The organism is Paraburkholderia caballeronis (assembly GCF_900104845.1).
Taxonomy (GTDB): domain Bacteria; phylum Pseudomonadota; class Gammaproteobacteria; order Burkholderiales; family Burkholderiaceae; genus Paraburkholderia; species Paraburkholderia caballeronis.
The window spans coordinates 1,574,881-1,601,160 of sequence record NZ_FNSR01000002.1; the positions used below are offsets into that span (position 1 = coordinate 1,574,881).

The window sequence follows — 26,280 nt, forward strand, 5'->3', positions numbered from 1 at the left end:
CCGGCGCGTCCGCTAACGAGGCGTCAGCGCAACCGGCGAATCGGCGCGATAACCGCCGCCTAGCGCCTTCGCCAGCGCGATTTCCTGGCTGATGCGCTGCCCGTCGATCTCCAGCAGCGCCACCTGTTCCGCGATCACCGGCTCCCGCGCCTCCAGCGCGGCCAACTGGCTGGCGAGCCCGCGTCGATAATGCGCTTCGGCGCTGTCGCGCGCGAACGAGACCGCCCCTATCTTTTCCGCCTGTAATTGCGCATCGGCGTCGAGGTCCTGCAGGCGGCTGCCGGTGATCGCGACGTCGCGCACGGCGTCGAGCACCGCCTGGTTGTACTGCTCGATCAGCATGTTGCTCGCCGTGCGCGCGCCGCCGAGATTCGCGTTCAGGCGGCCGCCGTCGAAGACCGGCAGATACAGCCCGGGGATGACATTGATCTGCTGGCTCGCGTGCGTGAACAACTCGCCGAGGTGCAGCGCGTTGACACCGAAAAAAGCCTTGATGTCGAAGCTCGGATAAAACGCGGCTTTGGCGGCGTCGATCCGGTCGAACGACGCCTGCACGTACCAGCGCAGCGCCTGGAGGTCGGGGCGGCGCGCGAGCAGTTCATAAGACAGCGTGGACGGCAGCGCGGCGCGCGATGCCGGCAAACTCGTCGGCTCGATGTGGGGAAGATCGTCCGCGCCGGCTCCGATCAGCGCGCGCAGCGACTCGCGCAACTGCGTGACCTGTCCGCGCGTGTGGACGATTTGCTGCGCGACGGCCAGTTGCCGGCCGCGCGCGGTCTCGACGGCCGTCTGCGGTTCGAGGCCGCGCGCGGCGCGCGCGTCGTGTGCATCGATCGCGAATGCGGCGATCTGTTGCGACTGCCCGAGGAGATCGAGCAGCGCGTAACGTGTCTGGATTCCGTAATAAATCTGCGCGACGTCCGCGGACAACTCCAGTTCGACCGCCGCCGTTTCCGCCAGCCGCGCGTTCCGCACGCCGAGCGCCGCCGCGACCTGCGCGCGCTGTTTGCCCCACAGATCGACGTTCAGGCTCGCGCCGAGGCCGACGATGCCCGACGTGTACCACGGGCCGGAGACGCCTAGCGCGGGATCGTCGAGTGCATAGGGGCCGAGAAATCCGTTCGCTGAAACGTGCTGGCGGTCGAGCAGGCCGAGCGCGACGACCTGCAGGTCCGTGCCGGCCTTGACCAGTTCGACGTCCGATCGCGCCTGGGCGACGCGCGTGCGCGCGATCGCCATCGTCGGCGCGCCGGCGAGCGCGCGGCCGATCAGCGCGTCGAGTTGCGCATCGCCGTACACGGTCCACCAGCGCGCGGACGGCCAGCCGTCGCGCGCGAGGTGGATATCGTCCGCGAGACGGATGTTTTCGGCGGCGATCGGCGCGCGGGGTGCGCTGTCGTGATGGATCAGCGCGCAGCCGGACAGGACCCATGCGAGCGGACCGACGAGCAGGCGGCGCAACGGTGTAGCCGGACGAAGGCGGGTGCGCATCGTCACGTCGCCGGGTCGTGTTCGCCCGGCCGGCGCAGCGCGTCGGCGTGCGGCGTCGCCGGGTGCCAGGACGGCAGGCCGGTGATTTCGCGCGTCAGGTGGCGCGCGGCCGACCAGAGCGGTGCGTCGGGCGAGCCGTCGGGCGGCGCGGGTACGTCGATGACGAGGCGCGGGCGGTCCGCGAGCGGCGGGCTCGCGCACAGTTCGTCCGCATACCGGTCGATGCACGCGGCGGCCTGTCGTTGAACCGTGCGCACCGCATCGACCGCTTCGCCGGGCGTTCTGGCGTCGAGCGCGACGCGAAGCGCATCGGCGGCCAGCATGATTTCGCGGCCTTGCGCGAGAATGGTTTGCGCGCGCATCGTCAGGCGAGGCTGCTCGCCTTCTTCCCAGTTCGGCTCGATCGCGACGCGCGCGAGCATGGCTTCGCAGTCGGCCAACGCGGTCCAGCTTTGCAACTGCCGCTGCGCGTACGACACGGGTTCGGCCATAGGCGGGTCTGCCGCCGGCGCATGCAGCAGCGCGGACACCGACCGCAGCATCGACGCCAGCTTGAGCCGCAGCGCGTCGCTTTCGCCTTCGCGCCAGAACGCGATCTGGACGAACGTCGCGACCGCGACGCCGAGCACGATGCCGACCATGCGGTCGCGGATCTCGGTGAGATTCGTGGTCGGCCCGAACTGTCCGAGCACCGCGAGCGAAAACGTGAACAGCAGTTGCACGCCCGCATAACCGATGCGCTCGGAGCCGGCGGCGATCCACGCGGCCGCCGCCGCGATCGGCAGCACGAGCAGCAGCAGGCCGACGACGCTGTCGAGTTGCGGGATCACGAATACGATCGCGAACAGCGCGAGCGCGCTGCCGCCGAGCGCGCCGGCCATGCGCAGCAACGCGCGTTGCGTCGATGCGCCAAGGCTCGGCAGCGCGATGATCAGACAGGTCAGCATGATCGTGTGCACGCCCTGCCAGTCCGTCGCGTTGTAGAACGTGTACGACACCAGCACCGCGAGCAGCGTCTTCAGCGAGAAGCGCGCATAGGCCGGGTTGGTCCATGCGTCGGGCGCGAGCATCGGCTCCTGTGCGCTCGATTGGCCGGCCGGCACGCCGCGCGCGGACAAATCGCTCAACGCGTGCAGTGCGCGTTGCATGTCCATCACGGTATCGGATGTGTCGCCGGCGGACGGCGGCAACGTCGGGTCGATACGGTACGGCTGGTCCGCGGCGAGCGCCGTAGCCAGCGCGCGGCAGTTCGAGCGCAATGCGAGCAGCGCCGGCCGTTGCGCGTCGTTCGGCCGAAACGCGCTTGCCGATAACGTTGCGGCAGCCAGATACAGACGCGACACCGTCGCGACCGACGCAAGCTGCCACGCCCGCGTGTCGCGATAGCGGGCATCGCGCATCGCCGCGAACCGCAGCAGCTTCTGCAACGTCAGCGCGCCTTGCTCGACGGCCTGCGGCGTGACCGGCGCGGGTCCGGGGCCGCCGTCGATCAGGTGCGTCAGTTGCGCGTCGACAGTGGATAACTGCCGCCGGATTTCCGCATGCAACTGGAGTTGCGGCTCGGCGGGCAGCAGCAGCGAATTGACGGCGAGCGCCAGCGCGATCGGGTAGTTCACCGCGACCCAGACCCACAGCACCGCGCGGATCAGCAGTTCGGCTTCGTCGGTCTGATCGACGAAGCTCTGCACGTAGATAATGACGATCGCGACGATGAAGAACACGATGCCGATCTTCAGCACGCGCATCAGGTACACGCTCGCGAAGAACAGCGCGCTGGCGACGACGATGCGGATCAGCGGATAGTCGAACGTGAACTTCAGCAACAGGATCGAACTGCCGATGGCGAGCGTCGAACCGACGATGAACATCAGGCCGACGAGCCGCGTAATTACCACGTTCGACTGCGTGACGTAGAACACCACCAGCAGCGACAGCGGCAGTTCCGGCACTTCGAGCGCGAGCGAAACGACGATCACGATCGCGCTTGTCAGCAGCGCGCGCAGCATCACGTTCGTGCGGCCCGGAAATGGCGCGAGTTCGGCGCGCAGGAATGCAAAGCCGCGGCGCAGCGGGTCCGGCAGGACATCGGTCAGGCGCATGGGTCGGCCTCAGCGGCGGCCGGCGTCGTCGCCGCGCGCTGGATGCAGCACGGCGACCGCGGACGTGCCGACGCGAAACAGAACCGGGTCCGGCTGCTCGATCCGGATCTTGACCGGAAAGCGTTGCGCGACGTGGACCCAGTTGAGCGTGCGCTCGATGTGCGGCAGGCCGCCGGGCAACGCGAGGCCGCCTTCGTTCGGCAGCACGCCGTAGCTGATGGAATCGACGGTGCCGCGAAAGCGCCGGCCGCTGTCGCTCAACAGATAGACGGTGGCCGGCGTGCCGGCCGCGATCCCCTTCAGTTCGGTCTCGCGAAAATTGGCGACCACGTACCACTGCCGCGTGTCGATCAGCGTGAACACCGGTTTGAGCGCGGACGCGAATTGTCCCGCCGACGTTTTCAACGACACGACCCGCCCGTCGAACGGCGCGCGCACGGTCGCGAATTCCAGGTTCAGCGCGGCGATCGCGATCTCGGCTTCGACGACCGCCCGCTGCGCGACGAGCGCATCGACGCCGCTGACCGCCGCGGCGGCCTGCTGCGCCTGCAACTCGGCCGCCGCAAGCTCGGCCTGCGTCGCGCGCTGTGCGGTGCGCGCGACATCGACGTCCTGTGCGGACACGTACCCGCCGGACAGCAGCGGCGCGGTGCGATGCAGCGTGTCGGTCGCCTGCGTGGCGGCGGCGCGCGCGCGTTCGACGGCCGCGCGCACGGACTGCGCGTTGTACTGCTGCGCGTCGACGGTGCGCCGGGTCAGCCCGATCTGCCGGTCGAGCGCGACGAGGCTCGCCTTCGCGCGCGTCAGCGCGGCCTCGTAAGGACGCGGATCGATCTGGAGCAACAGGTCGCCGCGCCGGACCGCCTGGTTGTCGCGGACCGCCAGTTCGGCGATGCGTCCGCTGACCTCGGGCACCACGTCGATCGTGTCGGCATAGACATACGCGTCGTCGGTGCGCGGCGCGGCGTCGAGCAGGCGGATCACGAACACGAGCACGAGCAGCGTCGCCGCGACGAGCAGGATCGCGAAATACTTCCCATAGCGGGCGAGGCCCGTGTTCCGCGTCGCCATCGCATCCCCGTTGCCCGCGCTCATTGTCGAAAGAAGATCAGCCATGCGATCGATGCGAACAGCGTGGCGAGCGCGGGATAGACCAGTGCGGGCGCGACGACGCGGCGGTTTTCAGGACCGGGCAGACGCGCGAGAACCCGATACGCGGCCACGGCCAGCGCGACGCCCGCGACGATGCAGAACAGCCAGTCGGGGAAATACGCGCCGAGCACGTTGACGGACGGCGCGCAGCCCGTCTCCAGCAGTCCCGCTGCGATGGCGGCGCTGGCCGCCCGCGCGATGCGCCGCGTTTCCAAAACCCGCATGCCTGCCTACGCGTCGTTCTTCAGGCCCAGCACGTCGACGAGTTCGATCGCCGGCGCGGCGGCGAACAGTTCGGCCGCGCGCGCCATCAACGCCTGCCCGATCGGGCCGGACAGATGCGCGTCGCGGTCGGCGGCGGATGCGAACGCGTCGAAGATGCCGAACGTCGAGTCGGAGAGCCGCAGCGCGAACCAGATCGGCGTGGTCGTTTCCCGGTTCGCCATCTCCAGCGCCTGCGCGAGAAATGCCGCTACGGCCTCTTCGTGGCCGGGTTTTGCTTCGAACCTTGCGTATAGCGCGTAGCGGATCATCTTTGCTCTCCGGGGTCGTGCGGCGTCGCGAAAAAACGATACGTGGATCGGCGCGCGAACGATTGCCGCTTCTTGCTCGAATTTGACGATGGATGCTTTTGTGGTCGCCGTGCTTTTACGCATCGCGAGCACCGCAAAAGAACAGCCCCGCCCGCCGTGTCCAGGCGAGCGGGTTGTGGACTATGATCCCCATGCTCGCGGATCGAAGAAGAAACGACCGGCCCACGCACACGGCGCGCGTCGGCCATCCATCGGCCATGCACGGCGCGCAAGCCCGGAGACAGACCTTGAAAACGATCACCGTCACGCTCGTGCTGCTCGGATGCGTCATCGCGGGCAGCTTCATCAAGCGCGCCGCCCGGATTCCGCTGCCCGTCGCGCTGGTGCAGATCGCGACCGGCGCGCTGGTCGCGGAGGTGTTCGACTTCCGGGTTACCGTCGCCCCCGATGTGTTTCTGCTGCTGTTCGTCGCGCCGCTGCTGTTCCTCGACGGCTGGCGGATCTCGAAGGAGGGGCTGTTTCGCGACAGGTGGACGATCGGCGCGCTCGCGCTCGGCCTCGTCGTGTTCACCGTCGTCGGCGCGGGCTGCTTCATTCACTGGCTGATTCCGCTGATGCCGCTGCCCGTCGCGTTCGCGCTCGCGGCCACGCTTTCGCCGACCGACGCGGTCGCGGTGTCGGCCATCGCGGCGCGCGTGCCGGTGCCGCAGCGGTTGATGCGCGTGCTGGAAGGCGAGGCGCTGCTGAACGATGCGTCGGGGCTCGTCTGCCTTCGTTTCGCGATCGCGGCGGCCGTAACCGGCTCGTTCTCGCTGGTCGAAGCGGGCGGGACGTTTCTGTGGCTGGTCGCGGGCGGCGTCGCCGCGGGCGTGGTCGTGACGCTCGTCGCGAACGCGGCGAAGGACTGGGCCGCGACCCGCTTCGGCGAGGACACCGGCACGCAGATCCTGATCAGCCTGCTGCTGCCGTTTGCGTCGTACGTCGTGGCCGACCGGCTCGCGGCGTCGGGCATCCTCGCCGCCGTGACCGCCGGCATCGTGATGAGCTACGAGGAACTGGCGGGCAGGGCGCTCGCGGGGACGCGCATTCGCCGCGCCGCCGTGTGGGATGCGTTGCAGTTCGCCGGCAACGGCGTGGTGTTCGTGCTGCTCGGGCAGCAGTTGACGGGCGTGATCGCCCGCGCCGGTCAGGCGGTCGAGCAGACCGGCCGGCACGCGGAAGGATGGCTGCTCGTGTACGTCGCGGCGGTCAGCGGCGTGCTGTTCGTGCTGCGTTCGCTGTGGGCATGGACCACGCTGCGGCTGATCGCGTTTCGCGCCGGCCGTGGCGCTCCGATGACGATTCGCGCGCCGGGCTGGCGCGTGGTCGCGGTGACGTCGCTGGCCGGCGTGCGGGGCGCGGTGACGCTGTCCGGCGCGATGGCGCTGCCGCTGTTTCTCGCGGACGGCTCGCCGTTTCCGGCGCGCGATCTGGCGATCCTGATCGCCGCGGGCGTCATCATCGTGACGCTGATCGCGGCGAACGTCGGTTTGCCCCATGCGTTGCGCGGCATCGACGTGTCGCCCGGCACGCGCGAGCAGCGGCAGGAGGACGAAGCGCGCTGCGCGGCCGCGCGCGCGGCGATCGAAGCGGTGACGCGCGCGCTCGGCGAAGCGGAGAAGGACGCGGACGAGGCCGATTTTTTCGCCCAGGCCGGCGCGCGGCTCATCGCGCATTATCGCGAGCAGATCGAACTGCACGTGCGTTCGGGCGCGGACTCGGCGCGCGGCCTGAAGATCGACGCGAGCGAGCGCGAGTTGCGTCTGCTCGCGCTCGGCGCGGAGCGCGAAGAGCTTTATCGGTTCGCCCGCCTCGGCCGCCTGACGGACGAACAGACCCGCCATCTGGTGCGGGAGATCGACTTGCAGGAGTCGCGGTTCAGTGTCCATCGTCCGCGCGACTGAAACTTCGCGGCCGCCGCGCAGCGTCGATGGTGTGCGATCGCGCCTCTCGCTAACCGTGCATCATCCATCCGCCCGCCGCCATGGCCGCCTGGCGCAACGCTTCCGACCACGCGGGATACGGATGGCAGACTCGCGCGAAGTCCTCGCAGATCATCGACGCCTCCATCGCGACGGCGACCTGCGAAACCAGTTCGGCCGCGCCCGCGCCGATCAGATGCGCGCCGGCGATCAGGTTCGTGCGGGCATCGACCAGCAGCTTCACGAAGCCTTCCGGCGCGCGATGGATCGCGGCATGCGCGTTCGCGGCGAGCGCGCAGCGGCCGACCTTGTACGGCACGCCGCCGAACCGAAGCTCGTCCTCGGTCTTGCCGATCGTCGCGACCTCGGGGCTCGTGTAGAGCACGGCCGGCATGGACGAATAGTCGACGAAACCGGGCAGGCCCGCGATCTGTTCCGCGCACGCGATCGCTTCTTCTTCCGCCTTCGTCATCGACATCGGGCCGATGGCGGCGTCGCCGACGGTCCAGATTCCGGTCGAAGCGTGTCGTTGAGGCAATGCGCCGTCGCGGTCCGGCCACATGCCGACGCTCGCGAGGTTCAGCCCCGCGGTCGATGCGCGGCGGCCGATCGCGATCAGCACCGCGTCCGCATCGAGCGTGGCTGGCGCGTTGTCCTGCGGGACGCGCAGCGCGAGCGACACGCCGTCGGCGCGCGTGTCGATGCGCACGACCTCGGTCGATAGCCGGATGCCGATGCCCTGCCGCCTTAGCGCGCGGTCGAGCGCGGCCGCGATTTCGTGATCGAGCCAGTGGCAGATGCGCTCGCGGCGCTCGACGAGCGTCACGCGGGCGCCGAGACGACGCCAGAGGGACCCGAGTTCGACGCCGGCCGCGCCGGCGCCGACGATGGCGAGATGCCGGGGGATCCGGTCGAGCGACAACGCGTCGGTGGAATCGAGAATCCGCGCGTGATCGAATGCGGCAGCCGCGAGCGGAATCGGCTCGGAGCCGGTCGCGATCACGATGGCCGGCGCGGACAACGTCTGCTGTGCGCCGTTCATCGACGTGACGATGACCCTGCCCGCGCCGTCGAGCCGCGCATGTCCGCCGGCGAGCGTGACGTGCTGCGCGCGAAGCCGTTGGCGGACCTGCGCGGACAGCTTCTGCACCGTCGCCGTTTTATGGGCCATCAGCCGCGCGAGGTCGAGGGTCGGCGGACCGTCGATTCCCAGCGCGGCGTGTTTTCGTCTGCGGCCCGCGTCGTAGAGCGCGGACGCGTGAAGCAGCAGCCGCGACGGAACGCAGCCGGTGCGGAGGCCCGCTCCGCCGATATCCGGTCCGCGTTCGACGCACGCGACCTGGAGGCCGAGCTGGCTCGCGCGAATCGCGGTGTTGTATCCGCCCGCGCCGCATCCGATGACAATCACGTCGTATCGATTCATCCGGCCTGTCCCGTGGAATTCCGTCGGCGAGGAGCGATGAATGGGGGAAACATTCGTCCTCGCGGCCACGGAAACGGGGCGGCGAAGCAGGGACGTATGCCGAACATAACAGCGCGAACGCGCGCCGGATTGAACGCTCATGCGCGTGGTGGTCGATATTTGACCGCGTATGCAAGGGTTATTCGCGATTCCGGTCGAATGACGGGACGATAGCTTTCATCGGCGCATTGCGCCGCCATACGCTGATATATCGAGAGTGGAAAATGTCGTCGTGGTAAATTCGGATTCCAGAATTCGTGTCACGCGGATTGCCATGCATTCGATTTATCTGCCGAGCGGAGCCGATGATGACCGGGCTACAGCATGACGGTGCCGAAGCGCCGAAGCTCGTCTCGATCGACGAGATCATGCACGTGCTGTCGCATCGCCCTACCGCGACGACGCGCGAGCGCAACTGGGCCGGCGTCACGGTCGACATGTACGCGCCGCTCTCCAACATATCGGAGCGTTATCCGCCGCTCGATCATCATCTGATCTGCTATTGCCCGACCGGAACCGCGCGTCTCGTTCAGGGGCGGGGCGGGATCGTCCACGAAGGCGTCGTGTGCGCCGGCGTGTCGATGCTGATGCCGGCCGGCTACGACTCGCTGTGGGAAGGGCATGCGTCCGCGACGGCGCGGCTGCGCATCCCGACCGGGCTGATCGCGGCGGCCGGCGAACAGTTGGGACGCCGCAGCACGTCGCAGGTCGAGATCCGCAACGTGTTCGAAACGCGCGACGCCGTGATCGGCCACATCGCGCAGATCCTGATCGCGGAACTCGAACGCAAGCCGCATCCCGCGCAGGCGCTGCTCGTCGATTGCGTGTCGGCCGCGCTGGCCGCGCATCTGCTGCGCAGCTACAACGGCTTCGAGCCGGTCGCGGAGCAGGCGTTGCCCGCGTTGAGCCGGGTCGAACTGGCCCGGCTGACCGAATACATCGAGGACAATCTGGACCGTCCGATCGGGCTCGGCGAACTGGCGGGCGTCGTGAACGTGAGCCGCTTCCACTTCAGCCGTCTGTTCAAGCGAAGCATGGGAATGACGGCGATCAGCTATGTCGAGCAATGCCGGATTCGGCGCGCCCAGACGCTGATCCTGGAGACCGTCATTCCGCTTTCGGAGATCGCGCTGATGACGGGTTTCGCGGATCAGAGCCACTTCACGAGGCGTTTCCATCGCCACGTCGGCTGCACGCCCGCGACGTTCGCTCGCGAGCATGGGCGACGGAGGTCGGCGGGCGGCGGGCGTAGCTGATCAGCGCCGGGTTTCGATATCGCGCCGGTGCTGCCCGCGGTCGATCAGGCGATCCAGCGACAGCGGGCCGGGTCCGAGCGCCATGATGCCGACCGCAAGCGATGCCCAGTAGAGGTGGAAATTCGCCCAGCCATCGGGAAACACCAGTTGAATCACGCCGGTCATCAGCAGCAGCGCGAGCGCGGCCAGCCTCGTGGCGAGTCCCAGCAGCAGTAAAACCGGAAGCGCGATTTCCGCCACGGCGACGATGAACGCAATCGTATCCGGCGCGGGAAAGCCGTATGCCGCGCCGAACACGTGGACCTTGAACTGGTTCTCGAACAGATAGAGCGTGGCGGGCGAGATCGACAGGAATCCGTCCCATCGCGTGCGGCCCGACCGAAGGAACGGCAGCGCAAGCGCGAGCCGCAGCAGCGGCGGCGCGACGAGCCAGGCAACCGACTGGATGCGCTCCAGCGCCGGGCGGAGCAGCGATTCGACACGGCTTTTCGCCGGGCGGACGAACGGATTCATGCGGGCCTCGCCATCGTTGTCGAATCGCAGTCGTCGCGCTCGCTCCATCCGGCTATCGCATCGGTGGCGAAGAGGTTTGCCAGCGCGTTTGTGAGGTCGAATGTGGAATCGTCATCGAGTGCGAGCGCCGTCGCTTCCGCTATCGTCGCGCCGTCGGCGAGGCCCTGAATGAAGGTGGCCGCGCCGACAGTCACGCGGCGAACTTCGACGTCGGCGACCGGACGCATGACGATGGCGTGCTCGCCGCCGCGAAAGAGGTCGATTGCAACGGGCGCGTTTTCGCTGACGTTCATCAGCCAGATTGCGACCACCGGAAAAGCCGAGCGCACGATGCGCACCGATGGATGCAGCGTCAGCGCGATCTGTGAGAGACGACGCGAATCGATCGCGCCGAGCCGCGCGAGATCGACAGGCCGCGACTCGGCGGCGTGATAGGCGTCCATCCACGCGCGTTCGAGCCGCGCGACGTCGGCCAGATACGGCACGCTTCGCGCGGGTTCGAAGGTACCGACGAAGTCAGCGAACGTCGCGCCATAGTCCAGCATCACCGGAGTACGCGGCGGCTCGGACGCGACGTAGAGGCGGGCCATCGCCGCGAAGAATTCGTCGCCGACGATGCGGCGCACGGCGGGAAACGTGGCCTTGAGCGTATCGACGAGGCTCGTCACGACATTGTTCCGGTAGACGTTGAAGCGCCGGACCGACGGCTCGCGGTCGGGGCCGACCAGTCCGTCGGGCATCGGCATATCGGGGTTCAGCAGCGCGGCGGCGAAGTGCTTCTGCCGTTCGTATAGAGAGCGCCCGTTGGCGGCCGCTTGAGACGACGAAACGCGAATCATGGCCGCCTCACGACCGGAACGGCCGTTGCACGACGTTCGTCCATAGCCGGCGAAGACTATCGACGCCGCCGGCCGTCGAACTCCACAGCGTCGTATCGCTGACGAACAGGCTGCCGGCGAACGTATCCGCGCGGGATTGCAGCAGCGCGTCGAACGTGTCGCGCCCGACGGCGAACGGATGCGGCGCAGCGGTGACGTCGATGCGTTGACGCGCAAGGACGTCTAGTTTTTCCATTGCGTCGCCGATACGTTCCAGTTGGGGCAGATGCGGATGCAGATTGAAGGTATCGACATGGTCGAGCATGCCTAACCGGTCCAGCGTCGTCTCGATTTCGAGCGGCGCGGGAGATCCGTCCGGCCCGGCTGCGGGCCGGAGTCCGAAGCGGTTCTCCACGGGGAGGCCGAGTCCCGCGAGGAGCGAGCGGGCGAAGCCGCCGAAGCGTTGCCGGGGCGGAATCGTTCTGTCGCCGTGATGCTGGAATTCCGCGATTCGCCGCTGCAACGCAGCGTCTTCCGCGAGTTCATCCGCGGCTCCTATGTCGTGATGCGGGCAAACGAACGCGAGATGATCGGGCTGGCCGAGAAACGCGCGGACAGCGTTTATCTCGCCGCTTTCCGCGTGTTGCGACGTTCGAATCGAATCGAAGCTGATGACGATGAGCGTATCGACGCCATCGAGCAGGCGGGCGTCGAGCGGCGTCAGCGTGCCGTCGTCCGCGACGCGCTCGATTTCGATCACCGGCTGGCCCGTCAGCGTGGTCGCCAGATCGACGAACGCGGTGAAGTTGTGCTTCATGATGTGATCGAGAAAACCCGCGATGCCCTGGTCGAACCGCTGCGGGTCCGCGAATTCGTGAAAGCGCGGGAAACCCATCCGGCGGCTTTCGAACAGCGCCGGGAACCGGTCGTCGATCACGTGCAGCGGCGCGCCGGTTTCGCCGGGCCGGCTCCACGCGTAATAGACAAGGACGTTTCGTTTGCTCATGTCGCATGCTCCTCTGCGCGCCGGTGCGGGACGGCGGTTCGCGGTTCGGCGCGCGCGGTGGCCCGCATGATGGCTTCGGCGCGCTCGGCTTCCGCTGCGAGCGTGAGCCAGCCGGGCAGGTTCGCGTCCCATTCGACGAGGGTCGGCACCGGACCGGTTCGACGGATCACGCGTGCGAACAGCTCCCATACGAAGTCCGCGACGTGCCGGTCGTGCGTATCGATCAGAAGCGGACGGCCAGCTTCGTCCGCTTCCCGCGCGTGGCCGGCCAGATGGATTTCCTGCACGGCCGCGAGCGGATACGCGTCGAGATACGCGACAGGATCCCACTGTTGATTCACGGACGCCACATAGGCGTTGTTGACGTCGAGCAGCAGGCCGCATCCGGTCCGTCTCGCGACCGCGGCGATGAAATCGACTTCCGCGTACGTGTTTTCGTCGAAGGCCAGATAGGTGGATGGATTCTCCAGCAGCATCCGCCGGCCGAGCGCCTCCTGCACCTGATCGACGTGCTGCACGACGCGGGCGAGGCTTGCGTCGGTGTACGGGATCGGCAGCAGATCGTCGAGGAACCCGCAATCGTGGCTGGACCACGCGAGATGCTCGGAAAAAAGCCCCGGCTCATAACGGGCGACGAGCGCCTTCAGCCGCCGGAGATGGTCCTGGTCGAGCGGGCGGTCCGCGCCGATCGACAGGCCGACGCCGTGAACCGACAGCGGATAACTCGCCCTGATGGCCGACAGGAAACGGTGAGGCGGGCCGCCCGCGCCCATGTAGTTTTCCGCGTGGACCTCGAAGAACCCGACGTCGGGCGACGATTCGAGAATCGTGCGGTAGTGTTCCGCCTTGAGCCCGACGCCGGCGCGAAGAGGCACGCTCAGACGGGCGTCGACGAACGATGAGTCGGACATGGGCGGTCGCGGTCGCAGAGTGGATGAGCGGGCCGGGTCGTGTCGCCGACCCGGCCGCCGATGGGTTTCAGACCTTCGGAGACAGGCTGCCGGGTCCCTTCGGCGTGGAAATGCTCTTGCAGGTGCCGGTCGGCACCAGCTTGAACGCGTTGCCCTGATAGTCGGCCGTGCTCGTTCCGGCGCAGGTCGTGCCGGCGCCCGCGTAACAGTCGTTCTGGCCTTTCAGCGCGGTGCCGAAACACGGTTCGACCTTGCCGGCCTTGACGAGGGCCGTGTGCTCGGCCTGGATCTTCTTCTGGGCTTCGGTGAACTCCTGCGCGCTGGCCGGCGTGGCGCAGACTGCGGCAAGCGCAGCCGCGAACGCGCCGGCAACGAACGTGGTCATTTTGTGATCGGCCATGGGATTTCTCCGGATTGAGTGAGCGTGACGGCGTTCGACACGACGGTGTTCGAGCGTCGGAAGGGAATCAATGCGGCGACGCGGTTCGCGGCGGTATGCCGACGATGAACTGCTACGTCACCGCACGCTCAGAATACGGAAGCGGCGTGGGCCGAAGATTGCACGGTGTTGTGCGATTTGGTATCGGATTGCGATCGGGGGCGATGGCTGGGCGGCTTCGCATCGCGTCGGCGAGCGGCCACGCGTTCAGAATACCGGCCGCCCATGGCCGTGGGATTCAACGACGGCGATCGGGTCGTCCCGCGCAGCCGGCCTTCATCACCGACGACCCGGAGACCGCGTGCGAAGCCCTGCTGGCCGCAGGATCGGTGTCGGGCTGTTGCCCTGGCATCTGGCGTTGCCGCTGATGCGCGAAGGCCGCCTGGCGTCGCTGCTCGACCGTCTGCGGCTGGAGCCTTCGACCGCTTATGTGTATCGTCCGCAGCGCACGCCGGTGCTGTTCCGGGTCCGGCCGATCTTCGATGCGACCTGCGAAGGGTTCGCGCCTGTTACAGCGTGTTCCGGTTCGCCACCAGAATCAACCGCAACCCGAGCGCCGCAATCACGCCGCTCGCGGCCCGATCGATCCACTTCTTCGCACGCAGATACATGTCGCGCGGCCGCTGCCCGGAAAAACACCATGCGACGACCGTGTACCAGCCCGCTTCGATCGCAAAGACCAGCGGCGGCAGCGCGACGTAGCACCAGACCGGCGGATGCTGCGGCAGCAGCGCGACGAAGATGCTGCCGTAAACGACGGCCGTTTTCGGATTGCTCAACTGCGTGGTCAGCCCGAGCCAGAACGAGCGCGACAGGCCGTGCCGCCCCGTGCCGCCGGCGCGGTCGAAAACGATCGGCTCGGCCGCGCCGCGCCAGATCCGGACCGCCAGATAGACCAGATAAGCGCCGCCCGCGACTTTCAGCGCGACGTACAGCCATGCGACGCTCGCGAGCAGCGTATACAGCCCGGCAAGCGCGATGCCGCTGAAGAAGATGCCGCCGACTCCCATCCCGAGTGCGGTCGCGATGCCGTCGCCGCGCGACAGCCCGATCGCGTTGCGCGCGACCATCACGAAACTCGGCCCGGGGCTCATCGCACCCAGTAGCAGTGCGGCGAGAATTCCTGCGATGCTGGCTGATGCGCTCATCGGCGGCTCCTGGGCGGGGGTGGTCGGTCCGTGGTCGAAAACCGAAAATAGCATGGCCGGCCATGCGGCGGATAGAAAAGCGGTCGAATCCGGCCGCGTGCGCTGAATGCGACATCGAAAACGATCCCATTGGCGAATTAGTTGCCAGGATTCTTTGGCGATGGCACGATACCGGCTCAGGTTCAATCCGTTTTGCATTCGCGGTTATTCCGGCATTCGGCGCTATTCAGCCGGATTTCGCGCGATTTATCCGGACGGAATGAGCCGCTTGTCCGTTCCATGCTTGCCGCAATTGTGCGCGCCGGGGTTATGGCCGTAGTGTGACGATCAATCAACGATAAAAAAGAATGGTCCGTATTGCCTGCAGTCTGTCTGTCGCCAGCCTCGTGCTGGTCGCCACTGTGGCTGCCGCTGCCGCTCAACCGCCCCATCCCGCATCCGATCTCGCCCATGCGCAGCAACTGGTCGGGCAGAGCCGCCGCCTCGTGCGGGACGCGCACCGGCAAAGCCCGGACGGCTTCGGCGGTCACGAGGCGAAGGCGGAAAAGCTGCTGAGACGCGCATCGGTCGAACTCAACGCGGCGCACGACTTCGCGTCGTACAACACGGTCAAGACGCCGCCCCGCCCGCATACGGTCAAGCACCGGAAGCGCCGCCGGATCGTGAGGGTCGCGCAGCACGTGGAGCCCGCGTCGCAATAGCGCGCCGTCATTGCCGAACGGGTTTCGGCAATCCGCGCGATTGCGATGGCTAAAACATCCGGTAAGTCTGTTTCAGCGGAAACGGACTGCGCACCTGCTTTTCCGATAGAACAGGAAGCTCGTTGCCGTCGAAACACGTCGACGGTTTTCCCATTGCGACGATTCGAAATAAACCACGATAAAACAATCGTTTGCAGTGAAAGAATAATTCCACATAAGCAACGAAGCACTCGATGGTAGGTGCCGCCGTCGAGACTTTTTAAACTTGCCCGCATGCAATCGTCGCCGGGCAGGTTGTCGATGCAACGTTCATCGCGGGTTTTATCGCACACTTTGTCGTGACGGATGCGCAGCGCGTATCGATCGTCCATTGGCTGGCCCGGCCGGTTGCCCAGGCGAATTTCTCCAAGGCTTTACCCGTCGGTAAAGCGGCATCCAGGCAAGCATTCAATGGCAACCGAAGCTACCGAAAATATCGAACTCGTTCCGGAAACGGAAGCCCGCAAGTCCGTCCCGATCATCGGCTCCGATGCGCACGCATTGACCGTCGCGCGTGAAGTCGCGGCCAGGCTGAAGGAACACGCCGCGTTGCGCGATCGCGAGCGCAAGCTGCCGCACGACGAAATCGAACTGTTCTCGTCGAGCGGTCTGTGGGGGATCACCGTGCCGAAGGAATACGGCGGCGCGGAAGTGTCGAACGTCACGCTCGCGGAGGTGATCGCGATCGTGTCCGAAGCCGATCCGTTGATCGGCCAGATTCCGCAGAACCACTACTGCCTGATCGAGGACATTCGCCTTGAAGGCACCGAAGAGCAGAAGCGCTTTTTCTTCGACCTGGTGCTGAAGGGCACGCGCTACGGCAATGCGTTTTCCGAGGCGGGCGGCAAGAACGTGCTCGACATCCAGACGCGCATCCGCCGCGACGGCGACGGTTTCGTGCTGAACGGCCGCAAGTTCTATTCGACCGGCACGCTGTTCGCGCACTGGATCCCGGTGCTCGCCCTCGACGAGCAGGATGAGGCGGTGCTCGCGTTCGTCAAACAGGGGACGCCGGGCCTTGCGGTGATCGACGACTGGAGCGGCTTCGGCCAGCGCACGACGGCGAGCGGCACGGTGGTCGCGCAGAACGTGCGCGTCGGCCCGTTCGAGATTTTCCATACGCAGCGTTCGTACGACCGGCCCACGTTCGCCGGCCCGTTCGCGCAGATCACGACGGCCGCGATCGACCTCGGCATCGCGCGCGCTGCGCTGCATGACACGATCGAATTCGTGCAGCAGCATGCGCGTCCGTGGATCGACAGCGGCGTCGAGCGCGCCGCGCAGGACCCGTTGACGATCGCGCAGATCGGCGACCTCGCGTACCGCATCCATGCGGCCGAAGCGTTGCTCGAACGCTCGGGGCGCTTCGTCGATGTCGCAAAACGCGAGCCGACCGAGGAATCGGTTGCGCACGCGGCGATCGCGGTCGGCGAGGCGAAGATCGCGACGACCGAAGTCGCGCTGCTCGCGGCGAGCAAGCTGTTCGAACTCGGCGGCAGCAAGTCGACGCTCGCGAAATACAACTTCGACCGGCACTGGCGCAACGCGCGCGTGCATACGCTGCACGACCCGGTGCGCTGGAAGTATCACGCGATCGGCAACTACTACCTGAACGGCGTCAAACCCGCGCGCCACTCGTGGAACTGACGCGCATGAGCAACGAAATCAGGCTCAACGCGTTTACGATCAACAGTCCGGGGCATCTGTCCGCCGGGCTGTGGCGGCATCCGGACGACCAGTCGCACCGGTACACCGATCTGCGCTACTGGACCGATCTCGCGGTCACGCTCGAACGCGGATTGTTCGACGGCCTCTTCATTGCCGACGTGCTGGGCGTCTACGACGTGTACGGACACAGCGCGGACGCCGCGCTGCGCAACGCGGCCCAGGTGCCGATCAACGATCCGCTGCAACTGGTGTCCGCGATGGCGGCCGCGACCCGTCATCTCGGCTTCGGCGTGACCGCGTCGGTGTCGTTCGAGCATCCGTATCCGTTCGCGCGCCGGCTGTCGACCGCCGACCATCTGAGCGGCGGACGCATCGGCTGGAACATCGTCACGTCGTATCTGGAAAGCGGCGCGCGCAATCTCGGCCACGCTGCGCAACTCACGCACGACAACCGCTACGAACTCGCGGACGAATACCTGGAGGTCTGCTACAAGCTGTGGGAAGGCAGCTGGGAGGCCGGCGCGGTGAAGCGGGATGCGGCGCGCGGCGTGTATGCGGATCCGCGGCAGGTGCACGAGATCGGCCACCGCGGCAAGTTCTTCACGGTGCCGGGTTTCCATCTGAGCGAGCCGTCGCCGCAGCGCACGCCGGTGCTGTACCAGGCGGGCGCGTCGTCGCGCGGGCGGCAGTTCGCGGCGCGGCATGGCGAGTGCATCTTCGTCGCCGCGCCGACGCGCGGCATCCTGCGCCGCCAGGTCGACGCGTTGCGCGCGGAAGCCGTGAAGCAGGGCCGCCGCGCGGACGACCTCCTGATCTTCAACCAGATCACCATCGTGGTCGCGCCGACCGACGCCGCCGCACGCGCGAAATTCGACGACTATCGCCGCTACGTCAGCCGCGACGGTTCGCTCGCGCTGATGTCCGGCTGGACCGGCATCGACTTCAGCCGCTTCGATCCGGACGACACGCTCGAACACGCGGACAGCAACGCGATCCAGTCGGCGGTCGAGGCGTTCACGTCGGCGGACCCGGAGCGCAAGTGGACCGTGGGCGAGATCGCCGACTACTGCGGCATCGGCGGCGACGGCCCGGTGATCGTCGGCTCGCCCGTGACGGTCGCGGACGCGTTGCAGGCGTGGATCGACGAGACCGGCGTCGACGGTTTCAACATTGGCGCGGTCGTCAATCCGGGCAGTTTCGCGGACATCGTCGAGTGGCTCGTGCCGGAGTTGCAGCGGCGCGGCGTCTACAAGCGCGCGTATCGCGACGGCACGCTGCGCGAGAAATTGTTCGGCCATGGCGCGGGCTTGCCGCCCGCGCACTACGGCACGCGCTTTCGCGTCTGAACCTTCGTTCGACGCCATCCAGACCAGAGGAAACACGCATGACTTACGAGTCGAGCAACGCATCGGCGCTGGCCGCGCCGGCCGACGCGCCGCATACGGGCGGACTGCGGCGCAATTATCTGAACCTGCCCGAACTGATCGCGCAGTCGATCGGCCTCGTCGGCGTATCGGGCGGCATCGGCGTGCTGATTCCGGCCGTCTTCGCGACGGCGGGCAACGGCACGTGGCTCGCGTATGTGTTCGCGATCGTCGCGCTGCTGTTCTCGTCGTGGAGCATTTCGATCTTCGCGCGCGACTCCGCTTCGCCGGGCGCGCTGTATTCGTATGTGTCCGCCGGCATCGGCCCGCTCTGGGGGGCGATCTGCGGATGGTCGCTGCTGATCGCCTATGCGCTCGCGGCGGCGGGCATCCTGCAAGGCACGCTCAGCACGTTCCTCGTGCTCGGGCGCGAAGTCGGCCTGCTCGGCGGCACGGTGTCGACGAGTGTCACGCTCGGCCTCACCGTCGTCACCGCGTTTGCCGCGTGGTACATCGCGTTTCGCGACATCCGCCTGTCCACGCGCTTCACGCTGCTGGTCGAACTGGCGACGCTGCTGCTGATCGCGATCGTCGTGATCGGCACGATCGCGTTCGGCGGGCATCCGGTCGATCGCGCGCAGATCGCGCTGGACGGCGTGAAGCCGACGCAGCTGCAACTGGGCATGGTGCTGGCGTTCTTCAGCTTCACCGGATTCGAGAGCGCGACCGTGCTCGGCGCGGAAGCGAAGGACCCGTTCCGGGCGATTCCGCGCGCGGTGGTGATCAGCGTCGTCGGGCCGGCGGTCTTTTTCGTGATCGGCGCGTATGGGCTCGTCAGCGCGTTCCAGGGGCAGACGCCGGCGCTCGATCACGTCGATGGTCCGCTCGCGGTGCTCGCGCATCGGCTCGGCGCGGGCTGGGTCGGCGTGTTGATCGACGCGGGCGTGTCGCTGAGTTTCTTCGCCGCGTTTTTCTCGTCGATCAACGCGGCGGCGCGCATCGTCTACACGTTCGGCCGCCAGGGGCTGCTGCACGAACTGACCGGCCGCGCGCACGAGACGAATGCGACGCCGCACGTCGCCGTCGCGCTCGTCGCGCTGCTGTCGCTCGTGACCGCGCTCGTGTTCACCGCGCACGGCACCGCGCTGCTCGATTCGTATGGGTATCTGAGTTCGATCGCGACCTACGGCTGGCTGCTCGCGTACGTGCTGGTCGCGATCGGCGCGCCGCTGTATCTGCGCCGCCAGGGCCGGTTGAAGGCGGCGCACGTGGTGGTGAGCGTCGTCGCCGTTGCGCTGCTTGCGATTCCGCTGATCGGCAGCGTGTACCCGGCGCCGGACGGCGTGTATGCGCGGTTGCCGTACGTGTTCCTCGCGCTGCTTGCGGTCGGGCTCGCGTGGTTCGTCGTGCTGCGCGCGCGTGCTCCGGAGCGTCTGCGCGAGCTTGAAGAGGATCTGTTGACGAAGTAGCGAGCCGGCGGGCGGTTCTACAGCGTCACGGACCGGCGCGCCATCTCCGGGGCTGGATCGCCCGCGCTGACGCCGACCGGCGGCGGCGGCATCACGCGGTTGCGGCCGGCCGCCTTCGCCTCGTACAGCCACTGGTCGGCTTCGCGAATCAGCCGCTCCGGTCCCGTGTCGGCGTGCGCGCCGGCCGCGCCGTCGAACGAACCGACGCCGATGCTGATGCTCAACACGCCGCCCGGACTGCGGTCATGCGGATGGCGTTTCGCGAGCACGGCCGCGCGGATTCTCTCCGCGACCTCGATTGCGCCGGCCAGCGCGGTGTCCGGCAGCAGCACGCAGAATTCCTCGCCGCCGTAGCGCCCCGCGAAGTCGCCCGGGCGGTGCAGACTGTCCGCGACGCAGCGCGCGATCAGCTTCAGCGCGTCATCGCCGGCCGGATGCCCATAGAGGTCGTTGTACGACTTGAAGTTGTCGACGTCGACCATCAGCACCGCAAGCGGCTGCCGGGTGCGCTGCGCGACGCGCCACGCGATGTCGAGCGTCGTATCGAGCGCGCGCCGCGTGCCGAGGCCGGTGAGCCCGTCGGTGTCGGCCAGCCGCTTCAGTTGCCGCTCCATCTCCAGCCGTCTGCGGAACTGCTTCGCGAGCAGGATCGACATCGCGACGAGCAGCAGGTCGAGCACGCCCATCACGCTGCCGATGATCCACGCGCGCTGCGTCCATTCGGCGTAGATGTCGCGCGTCGCCAGCGCGACGACGACGACCAGCGGATATTTGCCGACGTGCGAGAAGCTGTACAGGCGCTGCGCGCCGTCGAGCGCCGCGAAGCCGATGAACGAGCCGCTGCCCGGCGTGTCGCGAAGGAGCGGCCGCACCGACGCGGCGGCCGAGATGTTGCGGCCGATGTCCGCTTCGCGATACGGCCGCCGCATCAGCACGGTGCCGTCCGTGCGCAGCAGCGTGATGGAGCCGTGCGGGCCGAGCGTCATGCCGGCGAATAACCGCCGGAAGTAGTTCAGCCGCAGCGTGCCGACCACGATGCCGGCGAACTGTCCGCGCGGATCGTCGATGCGCCGGCTCAGGCCGATCGCCTGCCCTTCGCCCGCGAGCCGCGACAGGAACGGCTTGCTGATGTACAGCCCCGCGTCGGCCGTCTGCTGCTGGACCTTGAAGTAGTCGTTGTCGCTGAGGTCGATCGCGCCCGGCCGCACCGAGCGCGAATCGAGCACGACGTTGCCGTCCGCGTCGGTGACCAGCACCGAGCCCATGTCGCGCGCGTTGGTCGAGCGGTCGAACAGGGCGAGATGGCGGACCTCGGGCGGCGACTGGAGCACCGCCGGATTCGTCGCGCCGTCGAGCACTTCCTGAATCGAGAGTTCGTAGAATTCGACGTTCCGCTCGATGTCGCGCTCCAGGATCACCGACAGGCTTTCGGTCGTGTCGCGCGCCCGCGCGAGCGCGTCCTCGCGCATCTCGTACAGCGACACGGCGACGACGCACGCGGTGGCGAGCGCGCCGACGATGCCCGCGATCGCGAACAGGAACGGCCGCGTGATGAAAACGCCGGCGAGCCTCGTCAGCGGCATCGGACGACGGCGGTCGGCGGCGTTTCCGGTGCGCGGGCCGTGGATCATTGCGGCGCCCATCGGAGCGTGCCGACGGCCGTCAGGCGTTCGGGCCGCGACGATGCCCGCATGGCTACGCGTTCCCGCCGTGGCGCGCGAGTCGTGGTGCGGTTCACGGTCGAGTGAATTTCATGGGGTTTGCTGGTTTCATGCTTTGCGCGCGCCGCATTCGATTCCGATATGTTTTTGTCCGGAGAAAATGCAGTGTCGCTTCAATTCGGGTTATTGCCGATATTCGCGGAAACCGGATTGTCGTTTTGAAGACAATTCGTAAATCTGCCGCAGGCGGGTTGAACGGAAAAATAATGCGACCGCCGCAGAACCGCCGCGCCGGCTGGGCGGGACGCCCGCGCGGCGACGCGACCCTGCAGCCTGTCCACGCGGGCGCGCGCTGTTTTTCACATCGGATTGTCCCATTTCGGTTCTATCGCCGGCATTAATCGGCAGGCTCAAAAGCCGCCATTGACTCCTCGCCTTCGCTAACGGCATTTCTTGATAAAACTTTAAGCCAGATCAATGTGGTCAATTCGCCGCAGGTTTTTCAATTAAATGAAAACTGAATGCGTTATGGCGTAGACTCCGCGATCGAACTGGCGATCGGTTTCGATCGAGCGCGACGGGCATGCCGCCGCGCTCCGGCCAGCGGGATTGAACAATAACGATCATCTTCGAGCGCCACGCTGCGAACCGGGCAGCGCCGCGTCGAATCCATCCGGGGAACCCTCCATGCTAGCCGATATGCCGGGCCGCGCCGAGCCGCAGCCGACGACGCGCGCAACCAGGACCGCTGCCGGCGGCGCGTTGCGCGACATCGCGAAACAGGCCGACGTCGTCACGTATTTCACGCTGGTCTGTTCCGCGCTCGCCGCGGTGCTGATCGGCCAACACTACTTCGAGACGCAACTCGCCGTCGTCGGCAGCCTGGTGCTCGTGGCGGCCGGCAGCGCCGCGTTCTTCGGCGCGCGCGGCACCGCGCTGTCGTGCGCGGTGCTCACGCTGTGCAATGCGGCCGCGGTCGCGCTGCACATCCAGGTGTCGCACGGCACGACCGAGTTCCACTTCGGCGTGTTCGTGCTGCTCGGCCTGCTGCTCGTCTATCGCGACTGGCGTCCGCTCGTGCTGGCGGCCGGGTTCTTCGCGGTCCATCACGTTGCGTTCGACCGGCTTCAGGCGCTCGACTTCGCGGTGTTCTGCACCGAGCACGCGAATTTCCCGCGGATGCTGCTGCACGCGACCTACGTGGTCGTGCAGACCGCGATCGAGATCGTGCTCGCGCGGCAGCTGCATGCGGCGGCGGTCGAGGCGGCCGAACTGGCGACGGTCGTGCGCCGCATCGATCGCGACGGCAAGGTGTGTCTCGCGCTCGGCGACTTCGACGTCAGCGCGCCGACCGCCGTCGCGCTGAAGACGACGATCGAGAAGATGCAGGCGTCGATGCACGACGTGAGCACGAGCACGTCGCACGTCGAGCAGGCGGCGATGGAGATCGCGAACGGCAACGCGGATCTGAGCCGGCGCACCGAAAGCGGCGCGCACGACCTTCAGCAGACCGCGGCGTCGATGCAGGCGTTCGCGGGGACCGTCAAGCAGAACGCGGAGCATGCGGAGCAGGCGAGCCGTCTCGCCGATGACGCGTCGGTCGTGGCTCGCGACGGCGGCGCGGTCGTCGCGCAGGTCGTGCAGACGATGCAGGCGATCGCGGCCAGCTCGGGCAAGGTGGTCGACATCATCGGCGTGATCGAAGGCATCGCGTTCCAGACCAACATCCTCGCGTTGAACGCTGCGGTCGAGGCGGCGCGCGCGGGCGAACAGGGGCGCGGTTTCGCGGTGGTCGCGTCCGAAGTGCGCAGCCTCGCGCAACGCTCGGCGACCGCCGCGAAGGAAATCAAGCAGTTGATCGAGGAGGCGGCGGGCAACGTGGATGCGGGCACGCGTCTCGTCGACGAAGCCGGTGCGACGACGCAGAGCGTCGTGAACAGCATCCGGCGTCTGGCGGACCTGATGGGCGAGATCACCGCCGCGAGCCAGGATCAGGCGCAGGGCATCGAGCAGGTGCATCGCGTGATCGAGCAGATGGACGATGCGACCCGGCGCAATGCGGCGCTGGTCGAAGAGGCCGCGGCGGCGTCGGCTTCGCTGCACGAGTCGACGCAGACGCTCAGGCAGGTGGTCGGGGTGTTCGTGCTGTAGCGGTTCGGGTCGGACGCGGGCCTGCCGGAGCGGGCAGGCCCGTTTCTGCATGGGTGTTTCGGGATCAGCCTGACTGCCTGCCGGCGGCGACACTCATTCCACGAGCTTGGCCCGCAGACGCCGGTATTCGTCTTCGCTGATCGATCCGCCCGATTTCAGCCGGTCGAGTTTTTCGAGTTCGTCCGCGACGCTGAACCCGACGACCTGGCGCAGTTCGTCGCGCGCCTGCTGCGCCCGTTCCTGATTGCGCCCGGCCATGCCGCGGCCCTGCGTGAGCAGGTACGCGAATATGCCGATATACGGCAGCACGATCAGCAGGATCACCCACAACACTTTGCCGATGCCGGATACGTCGCTGCGGCGGAACAGGTCGCTCGAAATCGTGATGAAAAGCCAGAACCACAAGATGAACATGAAGACGGAAAAGACGTCGACGATGAAGTTCGCAAACGAGAAGCCTCCGGTAAATATCATTTAGATTCTCCGTGGTTCAGGTGAGGAGCTTCACTTATTACCAGAATCCGTAAAAACGGGGTTCGTGGCGGTGCGGTGGTTTGCTGGCGTTCGATGCGGCGGGGGCGTTGGGGTTTCGAGGCTGGTGGAATGCGGCGAGTTAATTGCGCATACACCTACATAACGCTGCGCTCCCGGCTCTCTTTTTGATGGCATTTCCCGGCGGTGCGAATAGGACTTTCAGACGTATTGCATCGACGCATCTTCATTGGATGGGCGACGCGTCGCAACTAACGGTCAAGCCCGGCGAGACCCTCGAAATTGCCGGGATTGAAGCGTCGACAGTTCGCCTGGCTGGTCAACAGCCTGTGGGGGAAGCGACCCGCCAGGTCAACGCGCGTTCAGTTGCAGCTCCGCTCAACGATTCCCGTCGAGCAGATCGTTCAGCAGGTCGTCGAACGCGGCCTGCGCGTCTTCGAGTTCCTGCAATGCGGCGTCGAAGGTCTGAAGCGCGAATTGCGACGGCCGGCCGTCGCCGTCGGGCGGGAATTGCGACTGCAGCGACGTGAATGCGGTCTTGACCCGTTGCGTCGCGGTCAGCACGCGCTCCATCGCGAGCGTTTCCTCGGCACGTGCGTCGGCGGGATTCATGGGAGGCTCCGGTTGAAGAGGTGAATAGAAAGGAAGCGGAGGGTGGACGGCCGGGGCTCACGACACCGGCAGCCGTCCGTCGGCCTTGACCTCGCGAAGCGACAGCGACGACTCCACCGCCGTCACGCCAGGCAGGCTGCGCAGCTGGTCGCGCAGGAACGTGCCGTAGTCGTCGAGATCGCGCGCGACGATCTGCAACAGATAGTCCGCGCTACCGGATACGTTGTGGCACGACAGGATACGCTCGATCGCGCAGACTTCGCGCTCGAAGCGGTCCGCGAGCGTGCGGTCGTGAACCGCGAAGCGCACGAGCACGAACGCGACCACGCCGAAGCCGAGCGACTGCCGCGACAGCATCGCGCGATACCGTTCGATGTAGCCGTCCTGTTCGAGCCGCCGCAAGCGGCGTGCGCAAGGCGTTTCGCTGAGCCCGACGAGTTCCGCGAGCCGTGCGTTGGACAGTCGCCCGTCCGCTTGCAGCGCGTTCAGGATTGCGCGGTCGATCTTGTCGATGTCGTTCATTGGGGAAGGGGAATTGTCGCGTCGTGTGAACAGATGTTAGCGCAATCCGCCAATTCATGGCGAGACAGCCACGAAAATCGCCAATATTCCCTCCGTCGACAGCGGCAACATGGAGCCCTTAACAACAAGAGGCTACCCATGATCTCCGTTCACCTGCTGCTGATGTTCGTCGTCGCCCTGATCGTCGTTTGCGCGCTGCCAGGCGCGGACATGGCGCTCGTGATGCAGACGAGCCTGAGCCGCGGCGCCGCAAGCGGGTTCGCGGCGGCGGCCGGTCTCGGCGTGTCGCGCGCGATCCACGTGACGCTGTCCGCGTGCGGGATGGCCGCGCTGCTGCGCAGCGCGCCGTGGCTTTACGAGGCCGTGCGTTATGGCGGCGCGGTGTACCTCGCGTGGATCGCGGTGCAGATATTCCGCGCGCCGATGTTCACGCCGCCGGCCGCGAACGCGGACGCGGTGGCCCGGCTGCGCCGCGTGTGTTTCGTGAAAGGTCTGCTGACGAACCTGCTGAACCCGAAGGCGCTGCTGTTCTGCTCGGTGCTGCTGCCGCAGTTCCTGCGTCCCGAGGCGGGGCGGATCGGAACGCAGATGCTCGAACTGGGCGTGATTCTCGTGATCGTCTGCGCGACATTCGATGCGCTGTACGTGATCGGCGCCGCGCGGATCGCCGGCTGGCTGCGCGCCCATCCGTTCGCGCAGAACGCGCAGCGCTGGCTTTTCTCGTCGGCGCTGGTCGCGTTCGCGGTGCGCCTCTCGCTCGACTGAAGCGGGAGGCCGGACGGCGGCTGGCGGCGGCGCGCCATCGCGCGCGC

General features: G+C 67.1%; 25 protein-coding genes. 7 read left to right on the forward strand and 18 right to left on the reverse strand.

Annotated features, from left to right (window positions below):
• Positions 1-12: 12 nt before the first annotated feature.
• The 5 genes from BLV92_RS23560 to BLV92_RS23580 are packed head-to-tail and all read right to left on the reverse strand — an operon-like array spanning position 13 to position 5,275.
• Positions 13-1,491 carry an MdtP family multidrug efflux transporter outer membrane subunit gene (locus BLV92_RS23560; RefSeq protein WP_090549650.1) on the reverse strand — a complete coding sequence of 493 codons (1,479 nt, stop codon included), beginning with the start codon at positions 1,489-1,491 and terminating at the stop codon, positions 13-15.
• 2 nt (positions 1,492-1,493) lie between these two features.
• Positions 1,494-3,590 (reverse strand): FUSC family protein, encoded by a 2,097-nt coding sequence (locus BLV92_RS23565; RefSeq protein ID WP_090549653.1) that lies wholly within the window; start codon positions 3,588-3,590, stop codon positions 1,494-1,496.
• A 9-nt stretch (positions 3,591-3,599) separates the two neighbouring features.
• Positions 3,600-4,661 carry a multidrug transporter subunit MdtN gene (gene mdtN, locus BLV92_RS23570; protein WP_090551362.1) on the reverse strand — a complete coding sequence of 354 codons (1,062 nt, stop codon included), beginning with the start codon at positions 4,659-4,661 and terminating at the stop codon, positions 3,600-3,602.
• 20 nt (positions 4,662-4,681) lie between these two features.
• A complete protein-coding gene (locus tag BLV92_RS23575) occupies positions 4,682-4,966 on the reverse strand; it encodes a YtcA family lipoprotein (RefSeq protein WP_090549656.1) in 285 nt (94 codons plus the stop codon).
• Between the two features lie 6 nt (positions 4,967-4,972).
• Positions 4,973-5,275 carry a putative quinol monooxygenase gene (locus tag BLV92_RS23580; protein WP_090549658.1) on the reverse strand — a complete coding sequence of 101 codons (303 nt, stop codon included), beginning with the start codon at positions 5,273-5,275 and terminating at the stop codon, positions 4,973-4,975.
• Between the two features lie 287 nt (positions 5,276-5,562).
• Between BLV92_RS23580 and BLV92_RS23585 the strand changes: the two genes are divergently transcribed.
• A complete protein-coding gene (locus BLV92_RS23585; protein ID WP_090549661.1) occupies positions 5,563-7,218 on the forward strand; it encodes a Na+/H+ antiporter in 1,656 nt (551 codons plus the stop codon).
• Between the two features lie 49 nt (positions 7,219-7,267).
• On the opposite strand, the gene BLV92_RS23590 is transcribed toward BLV92_RS23585, so the two are convergent.
• Positions 7,268-8,659: a dihydrolipoyl dehydrogenase family protein gene (locus BLV92_RS23590; protein WP_090549664.1), complete on the reverse strand. Its 1,392-nt coding sequence runs from the start codon at positions 8,657-8,659 to the stop codon at positions 7,268-7,270.
• A 347-nt stretch (positions 8,660-9,006) separates the two neighbouring features.
• On the opposite strand from BLV92_RS23590, the gene BLV92_RS23595 reads away from it, so the two are divergent.
• Entirely contained in the window at positions 9,007-9,954 is a 948-nt protein-coding gene (locus BLV92_RS23595) for a helix-turn-helix transcriptional regulator (protein ID WP_090551364.1), read from the forward strand.
• Here BLV92_RS23595 and BLV92_RS23600 read toward each other — a convergent pair whose 3' ends face one another.
• The 8 genes from BLV92_RS23600 to BLV92_RS31765 all read right to left on the reverse strand — a co-directional run bounded on the left by BLV92_RS23600 (position 9,955) and on the right by BLV92_RS31765 (position 15,861).
• Positions 9,955-10,515 carry a DoxX family membrane protein gene (locus BLV92_RS23600; RefSeq protein WP_244283899.1) on the reverse strand — a complete coding sequence of 187 codons (561 nt, stop codon included), beginning with the start codon at positions 10,513-10,515 and terminating at the stop codon, positions 9,955-9,957.
• Positions 10,464-11,306 (reverse strand): HvfC/BufC N-terminal domain-containing protein, encoded by an 843-nt coding sequence (locus tag BLV92_RS23605; RefSeq protein ID WP_090549670.1) that lies wholly within the window; start codon positions 11,304-11,306, stop codon positions 10,464-10,466. The genes BLV92_RS23600 and BLV92_RS23605 overlap by 52 nt, the downstream gene beginning before the upstream one ends.
• Positions 11,307-11,313: 7 nt before the next feature.
• The gene (locus BLV92_RS23610) at positions 11,314-12,291 is read right to left on the reverse strand and encodes a hypothetical protein (RefSeq protein ID WP_090549673.1); all 978 of its coding nucleotides are present in this window, start codon (positions 12,289-12,291) and stop codon (positions 11,314-11,316) included.
• Complete coding sequence (gene bufB, locus BLV92_RS23615; RefSeq protein WP_090549675.1) at positions 12,288-13,202, reverse strand: MNIO family bufferin maturase; 915 nt, start codon at positions 13,200-13,202, stop codon at positions 12,288-12,290. The genes BLV92_RS23610 and bufB overlap by 4 nt, the downstream gene beginning before the upstream one ends.
• A 67-nt stretch (positions 13,203-13,269) precedes the next feature.
• Positions 13,270-13,602 (reverse strand): BufA1 family periplasmic bufferin-type metallophore, encoded by a 333-nt coding sequence (locus tag BLV92_RS23620; RefSeq protein ID WP_090549678.1) that lies wholly within the window; start codon positions 13,600-13,602, stop codon positions 13,270-13,272.
• Positions 13,603-14,150: 548 nt separating this feature from the next.
• Positions 14,151-14,789 (reverse strand): LysE family translocator, encoded by a 639-nt coding sequence (locus BLV92_RS23625; protein WP_090549681.1) that lies wholly within the window; start codon positions 14,787-14,789, stop codon positions 14,151-14,153.
• A 182-nt stretch (positions 14,790-14,971) separates the two neighbouring features.
• On the reverse strand, positions 14,972-15,319 hold the full coding sequence (locus tag BLV92_RS31760; protein WP_143040722.1) for a hypothetical protein: 348 nt from the start codon (positions 15,317-15,319) through the stop codon (positions 14,972-14,974).
• Positions 15,316-15,861: a hypothetical protein gene (locus BLV92_RS31765; RefSeq protein WP_143040723.1), complete on the reverse strand. Its 546-nt coding sequence runs from the start codon at positions 15,859-15,861 to the stop codon at positions 15,316-15,318. Before BLV92_RS31765 ends, BLV92_RS31760 begins: the two co-directional genes overlap by 4 nt.
• Before the next feature lie 79 nt (positions 15,862-15,940).
• Here BLV92_RS31765 and BLV92_RS23635 point away from each other — a divergent pair, with 79 nt between their 5' ends.
• The 3 genes from BLV92_RS23635 to BLV92_RS23645 are packed head-to-tail and all read left to right on the forward strand — an operon-like array spanning position 15,941 to position 20,030.
• Positions 15,941-17,176 carry an SfnB family sulfur acquisition oxidoreductase gene (locus tag BLV92_RS23635; protein ID WP_090549687.1) on the forward strand — a complete coding sequence of 412 codons (1,236 nt, stop codon included), beginning with the start codon at positions 15,941-15,943 and terminating at the stop codon, positions 17,174-17,176.
• Between the two features lie 5 nt (positions 17,177-17,181).
• Complete coding sequence (locus BLV92_RS23640; RefSeq protein WP_090551366.1) at positions 17,182-18,543, forward strand: LLM class flavin-dependent oxidoreductase; 1,362 nt, start codon at positions 17,182-17,184, stop codon at positions 18,541-18,543.
• 38 nt (positions 18,544-18,581) lie between these two features.
• A complete protein-coding gene (locus tag BLV92_RS23645) occupies positions 18,582-20,030 on the forward strand; it encodes an APC family permease (RefSeq protein ID WP_090549690.1) in 1,449 nt (482 codons plus the stop codon).
• A 17-nt stretch (positions 20,031-20,047) separates the two neighbouring features.
• On the opposite strand, the gene BLV92_RS23650 is transcribed toward BLV92_RS23645, so the two are convergent.
• Positions 20,048-21,613 carry a sensor domain-containing diguanylate cyclase gene (locus tag BLV92_RS23650; protein WP_090551369.1) on the reverse strand — a complete coding sequence of 522 codons (1,566 nt, stop codon included), beginning with the start codon at positions 21,611-21,613 and terminating at the stop codon, positions 20,048-20,050.
• Positions 21,614-22,378: 765 nt separating this feature from the next.
• On the opposite strand from BLV92_RS23650, the gene BLV92_RS32955 reads away from it, so the two are divergent.
• The gene (locus BLV92_RS32955; RefSeq protein ID WP_090549693.1) at positions 22,379-23,842 is read left to right on the forward strand and encodes a methyl-accepting chemotaxis protein; all 1,464 of its coding nucleotides are present in this window, start codon (positions 22,379-22,381) and stop codon (positions 23,840-23,842) included.
• Between the two features lie 93 nt (positions 23,843-23,935).
• Here the strand turns inward: BLV92_RS32955 and BLV92_RS23660 are convergent, their stop codons facing one another.
• The 3 genes from BLV92_RS23660 to BLV92_RS23670 form a co-directional block, all read right to left on the reverse strand.
• Positions 23,936-24,316 carry an SHOCT domain-containing protein gene (locus BLV92_RS23660; RefSeq protein ID WP_090549695.1) on the reverse strand — a complete coding sequence of 127 codons (381 nt, stop codon included), beginning with the start codon at positions 24,314-24,316 and terminating at the stop codon, positions 23,936-23,938.
• A 396-nt stretch (positions 24,317-24,712) separates the two neighbouring features.
• On the reverse strand, positions 24,713-24,946 hold the full coding sequence (locus BLV92_RS23665; RefSeq protein ID WP_090549698.1) for a hypothetical protein: 234 nt from the start codon (positions 24,944-24,946) through the stop codon (positions 24,713-24,715).
• A gap of 57 nt (positions 24,947-25,003) precedes the next feature.
• A complete protein-coding gene (locus tag BLV92_RS23670) occupies positions 25,004-25,468 on the reverse strand; it encodes an Lrp/AsnC family transcriptional regulator (protein ID WP_090549700.1) in 465 nt (154 codons plus the stop codon).
• Between the two features lie 138 nt (positions 25,469-25,606).
• Here BLV92_RS23670 and BLV92_RS23675 point away from each other — a divergent pair, with 138 nt between their 5' ends.
• Complete coding sequence (locus BLV92_RS23675) at positions 25,607-26,233, forward strand: LysE family translocator (RefSeq protein WP_090549703.1); 627 nt, start codon at positions 25,607-25,609, stop codon at positions 26,231-26,233.
• Positions 26,234-26,280: the final 47 nt, after the last annotated feature.

Bases quoted from the DNA above. Each gene is read 5' to 3' on its own strand.
- BLV92_RS23560 (WP_090549650.1), bottom strand. From the start codon at position 1,491: ATGCGCACCCGCCTTCGTCCGGCTACACCGTTGCGCCGCCTGCTCGTC.
- BLV92_RS23565 (WP_090549653.1), bottom strand. From the start codon at position 3,590: ATGCGCCTGACCGATGTCCTGCCGGACCCGCTGCGCCGCGGCTTTGCA.
- mdtN (WP_090551362.1), bottom strand. From the start codon at position 4,661: ATGGCGACGCGGAACACGGGCCTCGCCCGCTATGGGAAGTATTTCGCG.
- BLV92_RS23575 (WP_090549656.1), bottom strand. From the start codon at position 4,966: ATGCGGGTTTTGGAAACGCGGCGCATCGCGCGGGCGGCCAGCGCCGCC.
- BLV92_RS23580 (WP_090549658.1), bottom strand. From the start codon at position 5,275: ATGATCCGCTACGCGCTATACGCAAGGTTCGAAGCAAAACCCGGCCAC.
- BLV92_RS23590 (WP_090549664.1), bottom strand. From the start codon at position 8,659: ATGAATCGATACGACGTGATTGTCATCGGATGCGGCGCGGGCGGATAC.
- BLV92_RS23595 (WP_090551364.1), top strand. From the start codon at position 9,007: ATGACCGGGCTACAGCATGACGGTGCCGAAGCGCCGAAGCTCGTCTCG.
- BLV92_RS23600 (WP_244283899.1), bottom strand. From the start codon at position 10,515: ATGGAGCGAGCGCGACGACTGCGATTCGACAACGATGGCGAGGCCCGC.
- BLV92_RS23605 (WP_090549670.1), bottom strand. From the start codon at position 11,306: ATGATTCGCGTTTCGTCGTCTCAAGCGGCCGCCAACGGGCGCTCTCTA.
- BLV92_RS23610 (WP_090549673.1), bottom strand. From the start codon at position 12,291: ATGAGCAAACGAAACGTCCTTGTCTATTACGCGTGGAGCCGGCCCGGC.
- bufB (WP_090549675.1), bottom strand. From the start codon at position 13,202: ATGTCCGACTCATCGTTCGTCGACGCCCGTCTGAGCGTGCCTCTTCGC.
- BLV92_RS23620 (WP_090549678.1), bottom strand. From the start codon at position 13,602: ATGGCCGATCACAAAATGACCACGTTCGTTGCCGGCGCGTTCGCGGCT.
- BLV92_RS23625 (WP_090549681.1), bottom strand. From the start codon at position 14,789: ATGAGCGCATCAGCCAGCATCGCAGGAATTCTCGCCGCACTGCTACTG.
- BLV92_RS31765 (WP_143040723.1), bottom strand. From the start codon at position 15,861: ATGGACGATCGATACGCGCTGCGCATCCGTCACGACAAAGTGTGCGAT.
- BLV92_RS23635 (WP_090549687.1), top strand. From the start codon at position 15,941: ATGGCAACCGAAGCTACCGAAAATATCGAACTCGTTCCGGAAACGGAA.
- BLV92_RS23640 (WP_090551366.1), top strand. From the start codon at position 17,182: ATGAGCAACGAAATCAGGCTCAACGCGTTTACGATCAACAGTCCGGGG.
- BLV92_RS23645 (WP_090549690.1), top strand. From the start codon at position 18,582: ATGACTTACGAGTCGAGCAACGCATCGGCGCTGGCCGCGCCGGCCGAC.
- BLV92_RS23650 (WP_090551369.1), bottom strand. From the start codon at position 21,613: ATGCCGCTGACGAGGCTCGCCGGCGTTTTCATCACGCGGCCGTTCCTG.
- BLV92_RS32955 (WP_090549693.1), top strand. From the start codon at position 22,379: ATGCTAGCCGATATGCCGGGCCGCGCCGAGCCGCAGCCGACGACGCGC.
- BLV92_RS23660 (WP_090549695.1), bottom strand. From the start codon at position 24,316: ATGATATTTACCGGAGGCTTCTCGTTTGCGAACTTCATCGTCGACGTC.
- BLV92_RS23665 (WP_090549698.1), bottom strand. From the start codon at position 24,946: ATGAATCCCGCCGACGCACGTGCCGAGGAAACGCTCGCGATGGAGCGC.
- BLV92_RS23670 (WP_090549700.1), bottom strand. From the start codon at position 25,468: ATGAACGACATCGACAAGATCGACCGCGCAATCCTGAACGCGCTGCAA.
- BLV92_RS23675 (WP_090549703.1), top strand. From the start codon at position 25,607: ATGATCTCCGTTCACCTGCTGCTGATGTTCGTCGTCGCCCTGATCGTC.